Genomic DNA, 16,670 nt, shown 5'->3' with positions numbered 1-16,670 from the left:
GCTCAGTTCGGGCTGTGCTCGTCGGTGAACGACCCGAGCGGCGCGGGCACCGCCCGCAGGTTCTCCAGCAGGCCGCGCTCGCGGGCGAGCAGCCGGCGGATCTCCCGCAGCCGCTGCACCGGGCTGGTCTGCTCCAGGAGGAGCTGGCGGTCATCGAGGGGGAGCAGACAGTCCCCGGCGAGCAGGTGCGCGAGCTCGGCAGTGGGGGTGTCGTCGGCGGGTTCGGACCAGTCACCGGTCCGCCACGCGGTGTCGCAGTACTCGCGGTGGGCCGCGCGGGCGGACCGCTCCAGCATCGCCACCAGCCGCGGGTCGGCGTCGTCGCCGGTGTCGTCGGGCAGGAACTTGACCTCGCCGCAGAGGTAGGAGTGCGAGGTCGCGTCGAGGTCGAGCAGCCGGAAGCGGCGGGCCCCGCGGGTGACGACGTCGTAGCGGCCGTCGGGCAGCCGGCGGGCGTCGATGAGCACCGCGGTGCAGCCGACGGGGTGCATGCCCGCGGCGCCGGAGCGGTCCGGTGAGTGGCCCTCGCGCACCGCGACGACGCCGAACTCGCGGTCGGGGACGGCCCCGGTGAGCAGGTCGACGGTGAGCTGGCGGTAGCGGGGCTCGAAGATGTGGAGGGGAAGCGCCGCACCCGGCATCAGCACCGTTCCCAACGGGAACAGCGGGAGCATGGCGGACACCGGCTCACGGTAGTACGCCGTCGCGGGCCCCGCCGGGTCGCGCGGGTGGGCGGAGCACGGCGAACGCGTCGGTGACCCGCAGGCCGCGGTCGGTGAACCGGAACACCGCGGCCGGGCGCCCACCCGCGCGCCCGGACGGCGCGACCTCGCCGGTGGGCTCCAGCAGGCCGCGACGGGTGAGGACGCGCTGCAGGTTCGTTGCCGACACCTCGTGTCCCAGCGCGGCGACGTAGTGCTCCCGCAGCGCCGAGATCGTGAACTCCGCGGGGGCGAGCGCGAACCCGAGGTTGGTGTAGGAGAGCTTGGCGCGCAGCCGGTCCCGCGCCGCCGCGACGATCCCGGCGTGGTCGAACGCGGTCGCGGGCAGGTCCTCGACCTCGTGCCACGCGGTGTCCTCGGGCAGCGCCGGGTCCGCGTCGGAGGGGACCAGGCCGAGGAACGCGGTGGCGATGCGGCGCCTGCCGGGCGAGCGGGCCGGGTCGGAGAACACCGAGAGCTGCTCGACGTGGGCGGCCTCGCGGACGTCGACCTTCTCGGCGAGTTGCCGGCGCACGGAGGTCTCGACGTCCTCGTCGGGGCCCAGGGTGCCGCCGGGCAGCGCCCAGCGGCCGGCGTCCGGGTCCAGGGCGCGCTGCCAGAGGAGGGCATTGACCCGCCCCTCCCGGATCCTGAGCACGACGGCGAGGACCTCGTGCAGGACCGGTGGAGGTGTCACGGACCCCAGCCTAGGGCGGACCGGCAACCGCACCGGGACGTGACGGTGAGGTGTCCGTCAGGTGAGGTCCCGGTCACGACGGAGGTGCCGGTGGCGGACGAGCGGTGCTACTATCCGCTCAGTTTCCGCCCGCTAGGCGAAAACCCGATTCGGCCCGGGAGGGCGCAATGACCGGAACGCTGACGGCACCCGGCGACACGGGGATCGACCCCGGCTGGGCCGACGAGGTGCGTGCGCTGGCCCGCGAGCGGGACGCGGTCCTGCTGGCGCACAACTACCAGCTGCCCGAGATCCAGGACGTCGCCGACCACGTGGGGGACTCGCTCGCGCTGTCCCGGATCGCGGCCGAGTCCGACGCGTCGACGATCGTGTTCTGCGGCGTGCACTTCATGGCCGAGACCGCCAAGATCCTCAGCCCGGACAAGACCGTGCTGATCCCCGACGCGCGGGCCGGCTGCTCGCTGGCCGACTCGATCACCGCCGACCAGCTCCGGGAGTGGAAGGCCGAGCACCCGGGTGCGGTCGTCGTCTCCTACGTCAACACCACCGCCGCGGTGAAGGCCGAGACCGACATCTGCTGCACCTCCTCCAACGCCGTCGAGGTCGTCGACTCGATCCCGCGCGACCGCGAGGTGCTGTTCCTGCCCGACCAGTTCCTCGGTGCGCACGTGCGCCGCACCCTGCAGCGGGAGAACATGCACGTCTGGGCCGGGGAGTGCCACGTGCACGCCGGCATCAACGGCCGCCAGCTCACCGACCGGGCCGCCGCCCACTCCGGCGCCGACCTGTTCGTGCACCCCGAGTGCGGCTGCGCGACCTCGGCGCTCTACCTGGCGGGCACCGGCGCGGTGCCGGCCGAGCAGGTGAAGATCCTGTCCACCGGCGGGATGATCGACGCCGCCCGCGCGACCGGTGCGACGGAGGTGCTCGTCGCGACCGAGGTCGGGATGCTGCACCAGCTGCGCCTGGCCGCCCCGGAGATCGAGTTCCGCGCGGTGAACGAGCACGCGTCCTGCCCCTACATGAAGATGATCACCGCCGAGGCGCTGCTGCGGTCGGTCCGCGAGGGCACCGACGAGGTCCACGTCGACCCCGACCTCGCCGCGCGCGGCCGCGCCGCCGTGCAGCGGATGATCGAGATCGGCCAGCCGGGAGGTGGGGAGTGACCGCGCGGGGAGCCGGCTGGGAGGCCGGCGCCGACCTGGTCGTCGTCGGGTCCGGGGTGGCCGGGCTGACCGCCGCGCTCGACGCGGCCGCGGCCGGGCTGCGCGTCGTGGTGGTCACCAAGGACGGCATCGGTGAGGGCTCCACGCGCTGGGCACAGGGCGGGGTGGCCGTCGTGCTCGGCGACATCGCCGGGGACACGCCCGACTCCCACGTCGCCGACACCGTCGCCGCGGGCGGCGGGCTGAACGACGTCGCCGCGGTGGAGACGATCGTGCGCGCCGGACCGGACGCGGTGCGCAGGCTCCGCGCGCGCGGCGCCCTGTTCGACCTGAGCGGGGACCGCCCCGCGCGGACCCGGGAGGGCGGCCACTCGGCGTACCGGGTGGTGCACGCCGGGGGCGACGCGACCGGTGCGGAGATCGAGCGCGCGCTGGTCGCGGCGACCCGGTCGGCACAGCTCACCGTGCTCGACGGGCACGTCGCCGCCGACCTGCTGCGCGACGCCGGCCGGGTCACCGGCCTCACGGTGCTCGACGCCGACGGCCGCGCCGGGGTGCTGTCGGCGCCCGCGGTGCTGCTCGCGACCGGCGGCTACGGGCAGCTCTACGCCTCCACCACCAACCCGGCCACCTCCACCGGCGACGGCGTCGCGCTCGCCCTGCGCGCCGGTGCCGTCGCGGCGGACCTGGAGTTCGTGCAGTTCCACCCGACCGTGCTGTGGACCGGCCCCGGCAGCGGCGCCGCCGGGCGTCGCCCGCTGGTGACCGAGGCCGTCCGCGGCGAGGGCGCGGTGCTGCGCGACCGGGCCGGGACCGCGTTCATGGCCGGGGTGCACCCGCGGGCCGACCTCGCCCCGCGCGACGTCGTCGCCGCGGCGATCACCCGCCGGATGGCCGAGACCGGGAGCGAGTGCGCCTGGCTCGACGCCACCGCCCTCGACGGGTTCGCCGCGCGGTTCCCGACCGTCTACGCCTCCTGCCGGGCCGCCGGGATCGACCCGCTGACCGAGCCGATCCCGGTGACTCCGGCCGCGCACTACGCCTGCGGCGGCGTCGTCACCGACACGTCCGGCCGGACCGGTGTCCCGGGCCTCTACGCGGCGGGCGAGGTCGCCAGGACGGGGCTGCACGGGGCGAACCGGCTGGCGTCGAACTCGCTGCTGGAGGGGCTGGTCGTGGGGGAGCGGGTGGTCCGCGCGGTGCTCGCCGACGCGGGCCCGACCGGGGTGCCGGCCCCGGCCGGGACGGTCCCGGCGCTGCCGGTGGCCGACCGCACCGTGGTGCAGCGGGCGATGTCGGGCAGCGCCGGGATCGGCCGCGACGCCGCCGGGCTCGCCGGCGCGTCGGACGCGATCGAGGCCGTCACCACCACCGCGGTCCCGGTCGACCGCGCCGGCGTGGAGGACGCGGCACTGACCCTGATCGCCCAGGCCGTGCTGGTGGCGGCGGGCACCCGCCGGGAGACCCGCGGCTGCCACGTGCGCACGGACTTCCCCGACCGGGACGACACGCACCAGCGGTCGTCGCTGCGGATCCGGGTCGACGCGACCGGGCGGCCGGTGGTCGTGGCGGACGGCTCGCTGGTGGGTGCGGCATGACGGCACGCACCGGGACGGCGCGGGGCGGGGCGCGCGTCGCCGCCGGGGTCGGTGGGGTCAGCGACGTCGGGGTCCCGGACCCCGAGGACCTGCTGCGGGTGGTGCGCACCGCGCTGGGGGAGGACCTGCGGTACGGCCCGGACGCGACGACGGCGGCGACCGTGCCCGCCGACGCCGTGGCGACCGCGTCGGTCACCCCGCGGGTCGACGGCGTGCTCGCCGGGCTCCCGGCGGCCCGCGCCGTCCTCGACGAGGTGCTCGGCGCGGGCGGGTACACCGTCCTCGCCGAGGCGGCCGACGGTGACCGGCTCACCGCCGGGACCCCGGCACTGACGGTGCGGGCACCGGTCCGCGGACTGCTCACCGCAGAGCGCACCGCGCTGAACCTGCTCACGCACCTGTCCGGGATCGCGACGGCCACCCGCGCCTGGGTCGACGCCGTCGACGGGACCGGCGCCCGGATCCGGGACACCCGCAAGACGCTGCCCGGCCTGCGGCTGCTGGAGAAGTACGCCGTGCGGTGCGGCGGCGGGGTGAACCACCGGCTCGGGCTGGGCGACGCGGTGCTGATCAAGGACAACCACGTCGCGGCGGCCGGGTCGGTCTCCGCGGCGCTGGCCGCGGCCCGCGCGCTCGCCCCGGACCTGCCGTGCGAGGTGGAGGTCGACTCGCTCGACCAGCTCGACGAGGTGCTGGAGCTCGCCGCCGAGCTGGTGCTGCTGGACAACTTCACCGTCGCCGAGACGGCCGAGGCGGTCCGGCGGCGCGGGGACCGGGCCACGCTGCTGGAGTCCTCCGGCGGGCTGGCCCTGGCCGGCGCCCGGGACTACGCGGCCACCGGTGTGGACTTCCTCGCCGTCGGCGGGCTGACCCACTCGGTGACCGCGCTGGACCTCGGGCTCGACCTGGAGTGACCGACGCCGAGTGGCACACCGTGTACCCCGTGACGGGTGCCGCGGGTGCATGGTGTGCCACTCGGCGCTCGGCCGGCCGCACCGCGCCCGCCGAGCGCGGCGTGCTCCGATCTGCGCCGTGGCCCGATGTGCGCGGTGTCGCCGGCCCGTCAGGCGAGCAGTCGGGGCTGGGCGGGGGCCGGGAACCGGGTGGAGAACCGCGCGTCGCCGAGGAACTCCCGCAGCCGCTGCGCCGCGTCCCGCACCTGCGCCTGCGCCCGGGCCGTGACCGGCGCGAGCAGCAGGGTCGCGATCTCGCCGTCCGGGCGCTGCACCCAGGTCCCGACGATGCGACCGTCCACCCAGACCGCCGGTCCGCCGTTGCCGTTGCGGTCGAACAGCTCCGGCGCCACCTCGGCGGGCAGGTACCAGCCGCGGGCCTTCCACCCCATCGTCGATGGGTCGAGGCTCGGCAACAGCGCCACCGACGGCCCGGGATCGGGGACGGGGTCCAGGTCGTCGGGGAGCAGGAACCCGGTGTCCCCGCCGTCGAGGGTCACCTCGACCGCACCGACGTCGGCCAGCGCCGTGGTGGTGGTGGCGACGGTCCAGCCCGCCCACCACTTCAGGTCGTCGCGGCGGACCGGGCCGAACGCCCGCAGGTGGGCGCGGGCCAGCCCGGCCGCGGCCGCGCGACGGGCGTCGCCGTCGGGGTCGGGTGCGGGGCCGATCCCGCCGGGGACCCAGGCGTCGGCCGTGGCCCAGCGGTACTGGCCGTTGACCCACGTCCCGAGCGGTCGGGTCCGCAGCACCCGGCCCTCGAACCCGAGCACCAGCAGCACCCGGGTGTGGGCGGGCTGCGGGCCCCCGCCGGGCAGGACGAGCCGTTGCGCGGCGAGCCCGGGCAGGGCCTTCGCGACGTCGCGGGCGGCGGTCGGGCCCCGTTCGGCGAGCACCGCCAGGACCTGGTCGGCGGCGTCGGCGTACCACGCCTCGGGGTCGTCGTGGCCGGCTGCTGCGGCCTGACGCAGCAGGTCACGACGCTGGACGGCGGCGACGTCGACGGTGGCGGCGTGGTGGGCCAGCGCGGCGTGGCCGCGGCCGAACACCCACAGCGTGCGGCGCATCGCGTGGTGGCGCAGCAGGGTGCGGTCGGTGTGCAACGCGGCGTCGACCGGACCGAGTGACGGGGTCACCATCCGTGCGGCCGCCGACAGGTACACCGTCACCGGGTCGGTCGAGTGCAGCCCGACCAGGTCGTCGCTGATCGCGACGACATCGTCGGTGCGGGTGTGCGGGGCGAGCCGGTGGCGGGTCACCAGCCGGGCGCGGCGCTCGTCGTCGGTCACGTGCCGGGTCACGCGCGAAGGGTGCCACGCAGCGCCCTCCGTGGGCGACCTCACTCCGGCGGAGTGGCGGGGCCGTGTCCGGGGCGCTGCGCCACCTGCAATTCTTGCTCCGTGCTCGCCGCGGTCCGCCCGGGACGATCGGCTCCGGAGCCGCGCCCGTGGGGGACGCGCCGGGGCCGCCACCGTGTGCCCGCAGCGCCGCCGCCGCGCTGGTCCGCCGCGGTGCTGCCCGCGGCCGCCGCCCTGCTCGCGGCGGGTGCGTTCGCGCTGGTCCGCGGGGCGCTGATCGACGACGCCTACATCACCCTCGCCTACGTCCGCACGCTCGCGCTGCACGGGGAGTGGGGCGTGTCGCCCGGCCTGCCCGCGAACAGCGCCACCTCCCCGCTGAACGTGCTGCTCCAGGCGGCGGTGACGCTCGTCGTCCGCGACGCGGTGGTCGCCGCCGGGATCGTGCTGGCCGGGCTGATGGCGCTGCTCACCCACTGGAGCGCGGGGACCGCCGCGGCGCTCGGGCTGCCCGGCTGGACGGCCGCGCTCCCGGCGCCGCTGCTGCTGGCGAACCCGCTGCTGCTGTCCACCGTGGGGCTCGAGACGTACCTGGCGGTCGTCCTGCTCGCCGGGCTCGCGCACGCCGCGGTCACCGGCCGCGCGCGCACCGCGGGCGTGCTGTGCGCGCTGCTCGTACTCACCCGGCCGGACCTGGTCGTCGTCGCCGTGCTCGCGGTCGTCGCGGTTCCGGCGCTGCGCCGACGCCGGTGGGCGGTCGTGGCGGCGGCGTTCCTGGTCGCCGCGCCCTGGTACCTGTTCTCGTGGGTCGTGCTGGGCTCGTTCGTGCCGGACACGCTGCTGTGGAAGGTCGGCGACAGCTGGGGGCGTGACCACATCACCTTCGCGAACGGGCTGACGGTCTACGCCAGGGTGTTCCCGGTGGCGACCGTCCTCGCGCTGCTCCCGGCCGTCGCCGGGGTGGTGGGCGGCCTCGCCTGGGTGGCCGTGCGACGCCGGGGTCGGGCCGCGGTGACGATCCTCGGGCTGGGCGCGGCGGTGCACGCGGGGGCATTCGTCGTGATCGGGACGGCGCCCTACCACTGGTACTACGGCCCCGCGGTCGGCGTGCTGACGGTGCTGGCGGCGTGGTCGGTCGGTGCGCTGGTCCGACCGGTCCGGCGCGACGGGCCGGCCCCGCGCGCGGTCACGACCCTCTCGGCGGCGACGGCGACGCTGCTCACCGCCGTGCTGGCGGTGCTGGCGGTGGCGTCCGCCGCCTTCGACATCGGCCACGGGACGCCGTGGCGGCTCGCGCCGATCTCGACCAACCACGCCACGGCCGCCGAGTACGCGCGGGTCGCCTCCGGTCTGCACGGCACCGTGGTCAGCGCCGGCGAGCTGGGCGCACTCGCCTACTTCTGCGACCGGCGCTGCACGATCGACGACCCGCTGTCGGAACGGGCCCCGATGCTGACCCGGATCGCGGCCCGCCGCGCCGAGGCGGGCCCGGTCGCCTCGGCGCTCTACGACGTCAACTACCTGTTCCTGCGCCCCGCCCCGTACGAGCGCGGGACCACCCGGCTGGTGCACCGGGCCGGGCACCATCCGGACGGCGTCGACGTCGGGACGCCGTGGGCGGGCGCGGGGAACCTGCTCGTGGTCCCGGTGGGCTGAGGGGGCCTCGGAGCACCGCCGTACCCTGGGGACCATGCTCCGCCGCCTCGACCTGCGAGCCGAACCGCTGCCCCGTCCGGCCACCCTGCGCGCCGTGATGCCGCGCGCCGAGCTGGACATCGACGCCGCGCTGGAGCGCGCCCGCCCGCTGGTGGAGGACGTGCGCCATCGCGGTGCCGCCGCCGCACTGGACGCCACCGAGCGCTTCGACCGGGTCCGCCCGGAGACCGTGCGGGTGCCGACCGCGGCGATCACCGAGGCGCTGCGCGACCTCGACCCGGACGTGCGCGCGGCGCTGGAGACCTCGATCGAGCGGGCCCGGATCGTGCACGCCGAGCAGCGCAGGCCCGACGTCGTCACCCAGGTCGTCCCCGGCGGCACGGTCACCGAGCGGTTCGTCCCGGTCCGGCGGGTCGGGCTCTACGCCCCGGGCGGGCTGGCGGTCTACCCGTCGAGCGTGGTCATGAACGTGGTCCCGGCACAGGCCGCGGGTGTGGAGTCGCTGGTCGTCGCCTCCCCGGCGCAGGCCGAGTTCGGCGGGCGCCCGCACCCGACGATCCTCGCGGCGGCCGCGCTGCTGGGTGTCGACGAGGTGTGGGCCGTCGGCGGTGCACAGTGCGTGGCGCTGCTGGCCTACGGCGGCACCGACACCGACGGTGCCGAGCTGGAGCCGGTCGACATGGTCACCGGCCCGGGCAACGTCTACGTCACCGCGGCGAAGCGGATGCTGCGCGGGCTGGTCGGGATCGACGCCGAGGCCGGGACCACCGAGATCGCGATCCTGGCCGACGACACCGCCGACCCCGCGCACGTCGCGGCGGACCTCATCTCGCAGGCCGAGCACGACCCGAACGCCGCGTCGGTGCTGGTCACGACGTCCGAGGCGCTGGTGGAGGCGGTCGAGGCGCAGCTCGAGACCCGGGTCGGCGCGACCAAGCACAGCGAGCGCGTGCGCACCGCGCTGACCGGCCCGCAGTCCGGGGTCATCCTGGTGTCCTCGACCGACGACGGGGTCGCCGTCGTCGACGCCTACGCCGCCGAGCACCTGGAGATCCAGACCGCCGACTCCGCGGGCGACGCGGCGAAGGTCCGCAACGCCGGCGCGATCTTCGTCGGGGCCCACTCGCCGGTGTCGCTGGGTGACTACTGCGCCGGGTCGAACCACGTGCTGCCGACCGGAGGCTGCGCGCGGCACTCCGGCGGGCTGTCGACGTCGACGTTCCTGCGCGGCATCCACGTCGTCGACTACGGCCGCGACGCGCTGGCCGAGGTCGCCGACCGGGTCGTGACCCTGGCGAACGCCGAGGACCTGCCCGCGCACGGCGAGGCCGTCACCGCCCGGTTCGAGGCCCGCGCGTGACCGCGGGGGAGGGCGTGCGGCTGTCGGACCTGCCGCTGCGCGAGGACCTGCGCGGGAAGAGCCCGTACGGTGCGCCGCAGCTCGACGTCGCGGTGCGGCTCAACACCAACGAGAACCCGTACCCGCCGCCGCCGGAGCTGGTCGCCGACGTCGCGGCCTCCGTGACCGACGCCGCCCGCGAGCTGCACCGGTACCCCGACCGCGACCTCGTCGCGCTGCGGGGCGACCTCGCCGCCTATCTGTCCCGGCAGACCGGGGTCGAGCTGACCACGGCGAACCTGTGGGCCGCGAACGGGTCCAACGAGATCCTCCAGCAGATCTTGCAGACCTTCGGCGGGCCCGGCCGGACGGCGCTGGGCTTCGTGCCCAGCTACTCGATGCACCCGATCCTCGCCTCGGGCACGCAGACCGAGTTCGTCCCGGTCCCGCGCCGCGAGGACTTCACCCTCGACGTCGACGCAGCCGTCGCCGTCCTGGCGGAGAAGTCCCCGGACATCACGTTCGTGACCAGCCCGAACAACCCGACCGGGCAGTCGATCGCCCCGGCCGACCTGGCCCGGCTGGTCGACGCCGCGCCGGGGATGGTCGTCATCGACGAGGCCTACGCCGAGTTCGCCGAGGCCACCGGCCGGCCGAGCGCCACGACCCTGCTGGCCACGCACGGCCACAAGCTGGTGGTGTCGCGGACGATGAGCAAGGCGTTCGCGTTCGCCGGGGGACGGCTGGGCTACCTCGCCGCCGCGCCCGCGGTGATCGACGCACTCCAGCTCGTGCGGCTGCCGTACCACCTGTCCGTGCTGTCGCAGGCCGCCGCGCGGGCCGCGTTGCGCCACGCCGAGGCCACCCTCGGCTCGGTGGCGCTGCTCGCCGCCGAGCGGGACCGGATCTCCGGCGAACTGGCCGCCGCCGGCTACGACGTCGTGGCCTCCGACGCCAACTTCATCCTCTTCGGGCGCTTCGCCGACGCCGGCCGCGCCTGGAAGGGGTTCCTCGACCAGGGCGTGCTGATCCGCGACGTCGGCATCCCCGAGCGGCTGCGGGTCACCGTGGGCACTCCGGAGGAGAACGACGCGTTCCTCGCCGCCGCCACCGACCTCGCCACCCAGGAGCTGTTGTGAGCCGCATCGGACGCGTCGAGCGCGTCACCAAGGAGACCCGGATCGTCGTCGAGATCGACCTCGACGGCACCGGGCGCACCGACATCGCCACCAAGGTCCCGTTCTTCGACCACATGCTCGACGCGTTCGGCAAGCACGGCAGCTTCGACCTGTCCGTGCACGCCGAGGGCGACATCGAGATCGACTCCCACCACACCGTGGAGGACGTCGCGATCGTGCTGGGCCAGGCGATCCGGCAGGCGCTGGGGGACAAGAAGGGCATCCGCCGGTTCGGCGACGCCTGGATCCCGATGGACGAGGCCCTGGCCCAGGCCGTCGTCGACGTCTCCGGACGGCCCTACACCGTGTGCACCGGCGAGCCGGAGATGATGCGCGGCTTCGTCGTCGGCGGGCACTACCCGACCGTGCTGAACAAGCACGTGTTCGAGTCGCTGGCCTTCCATGGGCACCTCGCGCTGCACGTGCGGGTGCTCGACGGCCGCGACCCCCACCACATCACGGAGGCCGAGTTCAAGGCCGTCGCCCGTGCGCTGCGGGCCGCGACCGAGTCCGACCCGAGGGTGACCGGGGTGCCGTCCACCAAGGGCGCCCTCTAGGGAATGTTGAGCCCTCAACCTTCGTTGCAGAGGGCATGACGAAGATCGGGTTCCTGTCGTTCGGGCACCACGGGGAGGTCCCCGGGTCCCGGACGCCCACCGCGGCCGACGCGCTGCGCCAGACCGTGGAGCTGGCACGCGCCGCGGAGGACATCGGCATCGACGGCGCGTTCGTGCGCGTGCACCACTTCGAGCGCCAGCTGGCCGCGCCGTTCCCGCTGCTCGCGGCGATCGCGGCGACCACCAGCCGGATCGAGATGGGCACCGGCGTGATCGACATGCGCTACGAGAACCCGCTCTACATGGCCGAGGAGGCCGCCGCGACCGACCTGCTGTCCGGCGGGCGGCTGCAGCTCGGTGTGAGCCGGGGGTCGCCCGAGATCGCGCTGAACGGCGCCGAGGCCTTCGGCTACCGGCCCGCCGACGGGCAGACCCACGCCGACGCCGCCCGCGCCAAGGCCGAGGTGTTCCTCGCGGCGATCCGCGGCGCCGGGGTCGCGCCGGCGGACCCGGCCCGCACCCGCGGCCGGCACGTCGCGCTGCCGGTGCAGCCGCAGTCCCCGGGGCTGGCGGACCGGATCTGGTGGGGTGCGGGCACCCGCGCCACCGCCGAGTGGGCGGCGACCCAGGGCATGAACCTGCAGAGCTCGACCCTGCTCACCGAGGACACCGGCGAGTCGTTCGACCGGCTGCAGGCCGAGCAGATCCTGCGCTACCGCGAGGCCTGGTCCGCCGCGGGGCACGAGCGCACCCCGCTGGTGTCGATCTCGCGCAGCGTCATCCCGGTGACGACCGACCTCGACCGCCGCTACTTCGGCGAGCGCGGCGAGGACGACCAGGTAGGCATCCTCGACGGCGCCCGCTCCCGGTTCGGGCGCAGCTACGTCGGCGACCCGGACCGGATCGCCGCCGAGCTCGCCGAGGACGCCGCGGTCCGGGAGGCGGACTACGTGCTGTTCACCGTGCCCAACCAGCTCGGGGTGGAGTACAACGCGCACCTGCTCCGCTCGATCGCCGAGCGGGTCGCTCCGGCGATCGGCTGGGCGCCGGCCGGTCACCAGGTCGCGGCGGCGGTCCCCAGCAGCTGAGGTGGCCCGGGCAGCGGCGCGGGCCGGCCGTCGAACTCCAGCGGGAGCACGGGTTCGACGAGCCGGCCCATCGGCCCGTCGACGACGTGCATGCCGATGGTCGGCCCGCCGGGCCGGGGCAGGTCCGCGACCTGGGCCGCGGTGAACATCCCGAGCTCCCGGACCCAGGTGCAGACCCCGGCGAGGGTGACCCGCACCCGCCACGAGCCGCCCTCGACGGCGCGCCGGCGCAGCGCCGCGAGCACCCCGGCGGCTCCGAGCCAGGCCGCGAGGTAGTCGTTGAGCAGGTGCGTCGGCGGCAACGACGGCGGCCCGCCCGCACCCTCCTCGAGCGCGAACCCGGTCGCCGAGCAGGCCAGCTGGTCGAAGCCGCCACGCGCGGCCCACGGCCCGTCGGCACCCCAGCAGTGCAGGTCCAGCGCGACGATCCCCGGCCGGTGTCCCGCCAGGTCCTGCGGGCCGAAGCCCCGCGCGGCGGTACCCCGGTAGGCGTTGACGAACACGTCGGCCCCGCCGACCAGGTCGCGCAGCGTCGCCGCCTGCGCCGGGTCCCGCAGGTCCAGCCAGGCGTTGCGCTTCCCGCCGCCGGTCAGCGCGACCATCGCGAGCGGGTCGGGCAGGTCCGGGCGCGACACGTGCAGGACGTCCGCACCGAACGTGCCGAGCAGCTTCGCCGCGACCGGCCCCGCGATGACGTGGGTGTCGTCGAGGACCCGCAGCCGGTCCGGTACCGGCTCGGGCGGGGCGTCGCCGATCCGCTCCACCTCGACGACCGGGCGCCCGGCGAGGTGTCGGCCCGCCGGGTGCGCGGCCCACTGCTCCCCGGTCCGGACCGCCGCGGCCACCCCGCCGGCCGCGCACACGGCATCCTCCAGCTCGACGGACCGCCACCGGGCGGCCTCCTGCGCGATCCGATCGCGCAGGGGCGGGCAGTCCAGCACCCGGCACACCGCGTCGCGCTGGTGCGGGTAGGTGGTGATCAGGAAGATCCAGCCGTCGGCGGTCCGGCGGAACCCGTTGTTCGCCAGTGCCGTCGGGTCCTCGGCCACGGTCTGCACGTCGACGCCGCCGAGGGTGGTGAGGAACGGGGCGCGCAGCGTGTCGATCGTGTCGGCCGCGCGCACCGTGATCTCCCGGGGCGCGCCGCCGGAATCCTCGGCGAGCCCGGCGACCTGCAGCCCGAACGCCCCGACCGCCGCCGACATCGCGTCGGCGAGCCGGTGCACCGACGGCACGAGCGGGTCCGCTCCGGTGACCCGCAGCGTCGAGCGGACCGGGGGAGCGTCCGGCAGCAGGGTGGCCGCCGTGTCGGCGGCGGAGGGGAAGCGTGCGGCCGGGGTCGTCGTGGTCATGGCCCCAGCCTGCGACGGAACGGCCGCACTCTCCACAGGCTCCGTATATCCGTAGGATCGGACGGGTGTCGGGATCTGTCGCCTCCGCCCGCGCGGTCGGCCGGGCCGACCGCATCCTGGAGCTGGTCGCGACCGCCGGGACACCTCCGTCGGTGACCGCGGTCGCCCGGGAGCTCGACCTGCCGCTCAGCTCCACCGCGGACCTGCTGCGCGAGCTGCGGGCCACCGGCTGGCTACGGCTGCGGGGCCGCGGCCACGTCCTGGGCCGCCGGCCGTACGTGCTGGGGCTGCTCGCGGGGCTGGGTCCGCCGGCCTCGCTCACGCACTCCGAGCTCGACGCGCTCAGCCGCGTCGCCCGGGCCCCGTGGCACTCGCGGTGCTGGTCGGCGGGCAGGTCCGCTACGTCGACCACGCCGGTCCCCGCGCCCCCGACCGGCTGCAACGGGTGACCGACGACCACCGGCCCCGACCGCCGCTGCGCACCGCCGCGGGACGGTTGTTGCTCGCCCTGGGCGATCCCGAGGAGTCCGCCCGAGCGCTGGCGGGGGTCGACGACCCGCCCGCGGTCGCGGCCTACCTCACCGAGCGCCCGGAGATCGTCCGTACCCGGCTGGCCCGCAGCGACGGGCTGGCGGACCCGGCGATCCGCGCCGTCGCCGTCCCGGTGGAGGAGGACGGGGAGACGGTTGCGGCGGCGGTGCTCACCGGCACCCGGCGGGGCCGCGCCGACCGCAGCGTCACCCTGGACCGGGCCGCCGCCCGGTTGGTCGCCGCCCTCGCGGACCGGGGGGCGCGGGAGTCGCACGCGGACCCGGGGGCGCGGGAGACCCACGCCGGCCCGTGGCCGGACCGACCGCGCTGAGCAGGTGCCGCGCTGAGCAGGTGCCGCGCTGAGCAGGTGCCGCGCTGAGCAGGTGCCGCGCTGAGCAGGTGCCGCGCTGAGCAGGTGACGGGACGGACCCCGGAACCGGCGACGCGCCACCGCCGGGCCCCGCCACGCCGAACCCCGCCGCGGCACCCGCGGAATCCCGCGACCCCCGAACCCCCGCGGCCCCCGCCCCCCCGCCTCATCCGGCGCAGCACGCGGCCTCCGCCGCACATGATCATCAGTACTTCAGCGCTGTCGCGCACTAGTGGGGCAGCGCTGAAGTACTGATGATCATGTGGTCGCGGCGCGCCCGGTGGTGCGCGGCGCGGGCCACCCGTGGGCGGGTGTCAGCCCGCCGACCGCAGCCAGGCCAGCACCGCCAGCACCCGGCGGTGGCCGGGGGCGTCCGCGGGCAGGTCGAGCTTGGTGAACACCGACCGGACGTGCTTGTGCACCGCGGCGTCGGACAGCACCAGCGCCGCGGCGACCTCGGCGTTGGAGCGGCCCTGCGCCATCAGGTCGAGAACCTCGCGCTCGCGCGGGGACAGCCGCGCGACCGGGTCGCGCCGACGGCGCACCAGCCGGGCCACCACCTCGGGATCCAGCACCGTCCCGCCCGCGCCGACCCGTTCGACGGCGGCGACGAACCCGGCCACGTCGGCCACCCGGTCCTTCAGCAGGTAACCGACACCGGTGCCGTCGCCGGTGTCGAGCAGCTCCTCCGCGGCGACCGGTGCGACCACCTGGGACAGCACCAGCACGGGCAGCCCGGGGTCGGCGCGACGCAGCTCCACCGCGGCGCGCAGCCCGCTGTCCGGGCCCGCGGGCATCCGGACGTCGGTCAGGACCAGGTCGGGCCGGTCGGCCCGGACCGCCGCCAGCAGGGCCGGTGCGTCGCCGACCGCGTCGACGACGGTGTGGGAGAACCGCGTCAGCACCCCGACGATCCCGTCGCGGACCAGCACGGAGTCCTCGGCGACGGTCACCCGCACGGCAGCTCCACCCGCAGGAGCGTCGGCCCGCCCGCCGGGCTGGACAGCCGCAGCCGGCCGCCGGCGAGGGCGACCCGCTCGGCGAGCCCGGACAGCCCGGTCCCGCCCGCCGGGTCGGCGCCGCCCCGGCCGTCGTCGCGGACCTCCAGGACGAGCTGGTCGGCGTGCCGGCCCCCGCCGATCGAGGCGGAGGTGGCGCCGCTGTGACGGGCGATGTTGGTCAGCGCCTCGGTGAGCACGAAGTACGCGGTCCCGGCGACGGCCGGCGGCAGCTCGGCCGGCAGGTGCAGGTCCACCTCGACCGGCACCGGGCAGCGCCGGGCCCGGTCCGCGACGGCCACGGCGAGCCCGTTGTCGGCCAGCGTCGCCGGGTCGAGGCCGCGCACCAGGTCACGCAGCTCGGTCAGTGCCAGCCCGAGCTCGTCGCGGGCGCTGTCGAGCCGTGCCGCGCAGGCCGAGCCGTCGACGGCGTCGAGACGGGCGAGGCCGAGGGTCACCCCGAGCGCGACGAGCCGTTGCTGGGCGCCGTCGTGCAGGTCCCGCTCGATCCGGGCCCGTTCGGTCGCGAACGCGCCCAGCAGCCGCCGGGTCGCGACGTCGGACAGGTCGGGGCCCAGCTCGGTGCCGCGCGGTCCGAGCACGGTGCGGGTCAGCGTCGCCCGCGCCCCGGCCCACGCGGTGACCGTCCAGGGGGTGGCGACGAGCAGCAGGACCCCGGGCGCGACCAGTGGCCAGGTGGACGGGTCGTCGGCGGCGGAGGTGAACAGCAGCACCGGCAGGACCAGGGAGAAGCCGAGGACTCCGGCGTCGAGCGCGGCGAGGCCGGTGGCGGCGAGCAGCGCGAATCCGATCTCCCGCCAGACCAGCGGGGTCCGCCACCGCTGCGCCGACCACCACCGGCCGGGCCGAGTGGACGGATCCGGCAGGGGCGCGGTGTCCACCAGCCGCAGCCGCCACCGTTCCAGCGCCGCGATCGGCCGCCCGCCCAGGCACACCGCCGTGACCAGCAGGAGCGCGGTCGCGGTCGCGACCCAGGGGCCGCCCAGCACGAGCCCGGAGGCCCAGATCCCGGCGACGGCGACGAGCCCGGCCCCGAGCATCGTCCCGGTCAGGAGGAAGGCCAGCGACCGCCACGGCCAGGCCGTCGCGAGGAACCGCAGCGGCTGCTGGTCCAGCGCCTGCCAGGCCGTCACGATCCGCACGTCCCGCAACCTAGCCCGCCGTGCG

16 protein-coding genes are annotated in these 16,670 nt (G+C 76.2%); 10 read left to right on the top strand and 6 right to left on the bottom strand.

Annotation, left to right across the window (positions count from 1 at the left end):
• Window positions 1-2: 2 nt before the first annotated feature.
• Both Ae331Ps2_RS27665 and Ae331Ps2_RS27660 read right to left on the bottom strand, forming a co-directional pair.
• Entirely contained in the window at window positions 3-674 is a 672-nt protein-coding gene (locus tag Ae331Ps2_RS27665; RefSeq protein WP_075311577.1) for an LON peptidase substrate-binding domain-containing protein, read from the bottom strand.
• A 13-nt stretch (window positions 675-687) separates the two neighbouring features.
• Entirely contained in the window at window positions 688-1,398 is a 711-nt protein-coding gene (locus tag Ae331Ps2_RS27660) for an NUDIX domain-containing protein (protein ID WP_075305644.1), read from the bottom strand.
• Between the two features lie 167 nt (window positions 1,399-1,565).
• Between Ae331Ps2_RS27660 and nadA the strand changes: the two genes are divergently transcribed.
• From nadA to nadC, 3 genes are read left to right on the top strand one after another with little or no spacing between them, the layout of a single operon-like run.
• On the top strand, window positions 1,566-2,564 hold the full coding sequence (nadA, locus tag Ae331Ps2_RS27655; RefSeq protein WP_075305645.1) for a quinolinate synthase NadA: 999 nt from the start codon (window positions 1,566-1,568) through the stop codon (window positions 2,562-2,564).
• A complete protein-coding gene (locus tag Ae331Ps2_RS27650; protein WP_075305646.1) occupies window positions 2,561-4,162 on the top strand; it encodes an L-aspartate oxidase in 1,602 nt (533 codons plus the stop codon). The genes nadA and Ae331Ps2_RS27650 overlap by 4 nt, the downstream gene beginning before the upstream one ends.
• A complete protein-coding gene (gene nadC, locus Ae331Ps2_RS27645) occupies window positions 4,159-5,076 on the top strand; it encodes a carboxylating nicotinate-nucleotide diphosphorylase (RefSeq protein ID WP_083696084.1) in 918 nt (305 codons plus the stop codon). Before Ae331Ps2_RS27650 ends, nadC begins: the two co-directional genes overlap by 4 nt.
• 149 nt (window positions 5,077-5,225) lie before the next feature.
• Here nadC and Ae331Ps2_RS27640 read toward each other — a convergent pair whose 3' ends face one another.
• A complete protein-coding gene (locus tag Ae331Ps2_RS27640; RefSeq protein ID WP_075305647.1) occupies window positions 5,226-6,416 on the bottom strand; it encodes a winged helix DNA-binding domain-containing protein in 1,191 nt (396 codons plus the stop codon).
• Window positions 6,417-6,590: 174 nt separating this feature from the next.
• Between Ae331Ps2_RS27640 and Ae331Ps2_RS27635 the strand changes: the two genes are divergently transcribed.
• The 5 genes from Ae331Ps2_RS27635 to Ae331Ps2_RS27615 are packed head-to-tail and all read left to right on the top strand — an operon-like array spanning window position 6,591 to window position 12,231.
• On the top strand, window positions 6,591-8,069 hold the full coding sequence (locus tag Ae331Ps2_RS27635; protein WP_075305648.1) for a hypothetical protein: 1,479 nt from the start codon (window positions 6,591-6,593) through the stop codon (window positions 8,067-8,069).
• Window positions 8,070-8,103: 34 nt separating this feature from the next.
• Entirely contained in the window at window positions 8,104-9,429 is a 1,326-nt protein-coding gene (hisD, locus tag Ae331Ps2_RS27630) for a histidinol dehydrogenase (RefSeq protein ID WP_020622778.1), read from the top strand.
• Entirely contained in the window at window positions 9,426-10,547 is a 1,122-nt protein-coding gene (locus tag Ae331Ps2_RS27625; protein WP_075305649.1) for a histidinol-phosphate transaminase, read from the top strand. Before hisD ends, Ae331Ps2_RS27625 begins: the two co-directional genes overlap by 4 nt.
• Window positions 10,544-11,143 carry an imidazoleglycerol-phosphate dehydratase HisB gene (hisB, locus tag Ae331Ps2_RS27620; RefSeq protein WP_020622780.1) on the top strand — a complete coding sequence of 200 codons (600 nt, stop codon included), beginning with the start codon at window positions 10,544-10,546 and terminating at the stop codon, window positions 11,141-11,143. The genes Ae331Ps2_RS27625 and hisB overlap by 4 nt, the downstream gene beginning before the upstream one ends.
• A 35-nt stretch (window positions 11,144-11,178) precedes the next feature.
• Window positions 11,179-12,231 (top strand): LLM class flavin-dependent oxidoreductase, encoded by a 1,053-nt coding sequence (locus Ae331Ps2_RS27615; protein ID WP_075305650.1) that lies wholly within the window; start codon window positions 11,179-11,181, stop codon window positions 12,229-12,231.
• Here the strand turns inward: Ae331Ps2_RS27615 and Ae331Ps2_RS27610 are convergent.
• Window positions 12,198-13,583 carry a CoA transferase gene (locus Ae331Ps2_RS27610; protein ID WP_075305651.1) on the bottom strand — a complete coding sequence of 462 codons (1,386 nt, stop codon included), beginning with the start codon at window positions 13,581-13,583 and terminating at the stop codon, window positions 12,198-12,200. The two genes, Ae331Ps2_RS27615 and Ae331Ps2_RS27610, sit on opposite strands and share 34 nt — an antisense overlap.
• Before the next feature lie 65 nt (window positions 13,584-13,648).
• On the opposite strand from Ae331Ps2_RS27610, the gene Ae331Ps2_RS33670 reads away from it, so the two are divergent.
• Both Ae331Ps2_RS33670 and Ae331Ps2_RS33665 read left to right on the top strand, forming a co-directional pair.
• The gene (locus Ae331Ps2_RS33670) at window positions 13,649-14,032 is read left to right on the top strand and encodes a helix-turn-helix domain-containing protein (RefSeq protein ID WP_075305652.1); all 384 of its coding nucleotides are present in this window, start codon (window positions 13,649-13,651) and stop codon (window positions 14,030-14,032) included.
• A complete protein-coding gene (locus tag Ae331Ps2_RS33665; RefSeq protein WP_249265549.1) occupies window positions 13,948-14,445 on the top strand; it encodes a hypothetical protein in 498 nt (165 codons plus the stop codon). The genes Ae331Ps2_RS33670 and Ae331Ps2_RS33665 overlap by 85 nt, the downstream gene beginning before the upstream one ends.
• Window positions 14,446-14,798: 353 nt before the next feature.
• Here the strand turns inward: Ae331Ps2_RS33665 and Ae331Ps2_RS27595 are convergent, their stop codons facing one another.
• Together Ae331Ps2_RS27595 and Ae331Ps2_RS27590 are read right to left on the bottom strand one after the other, a co-directional pair.
• Window positions 14,799-15,443 carry a response regulator transcription factor gene (locus Ae331Ps2_RS27595; protein ID WP_075305654.1) on the bottom strand — a complete coding sequence of 215 codons (645 nt, stop codon included), beginning with the start codon at window positions 15,441-15,443 and terminating at the stop codon, window positions 14,799-14,801.
• Window positions 15,434-16,645 (bottom strand): histidine kinase, encoded by a 1,212-nt coding sequence (locus Ae331Ps2_RS27590; protein ID WP_075305655.1) that lies wholly within the window; start codon window positions 16,643-16,645, stop codon window positions 15,434-15,436. Before Ae331Ps2_RS27590 ends, Ae331Ps2_RS27595 begins: the two co-directional genes overlap by 10 nt.
• Window positions 16,646-16,670 lie beyond the last annotated feature (25 nt).

It is taken from the genome of Pseudonocardia sp. Ae331_Ps2 (assembly GCF_001932405.1).
GTDB lineage: Bacteria > Actinomycetota > Actinomycetes > Mycobacteriales > Pseudonocardiaceae > Pseudonocardia.
Note: the sequence above shows the minus strand (reverse complement) of the source record. Positions and strands in the feature narration are given on the sequence as shown.

Coding starts and splice junctions, on each gene's coding strand:
- Ae331Ps2_RS27615 (WP_075305650.1), top strand. CDS start 11,179: ATGACGAAGATCGGGTTCCTGTCGTTCGGGCACCACGGGGAGGTCCCC.
- nadC (WP_083696084.1), top strand. CDS start 4,159: ATGACGGCACGCACCGGGACGGCGCGGGGCGGGGCGCGCGTCGCCGCC.
- nadA (WP_075305645.1), top strand. CDS start 1,566: ATGACCGGAACGCTGACGGCACCCGGCGACACGGGGATCGACCCCGGC.
- Ae331Ps2_RS27665 (WP_075311577.1), bottom strand. CDS start 674: ATGCTCCCGCTGTTCCCGTTGGGAACGGTGCTGATGCCGGGTGCGGCG.
- hisD (WP_020622778.1), top strand. CDS start 8,104: ATGCTCCGCCGCCTCGACCTGCGAGCCGAACCGCTGCCCCGTCCGGCC.
- Ae331Ps2_RS27610 (WP_075305651.1), bottom strand. CDS start 13,583: ATGACCACGACGACCCCGGCCGCACGCTTCCCCTCCGCCGCCGACACG.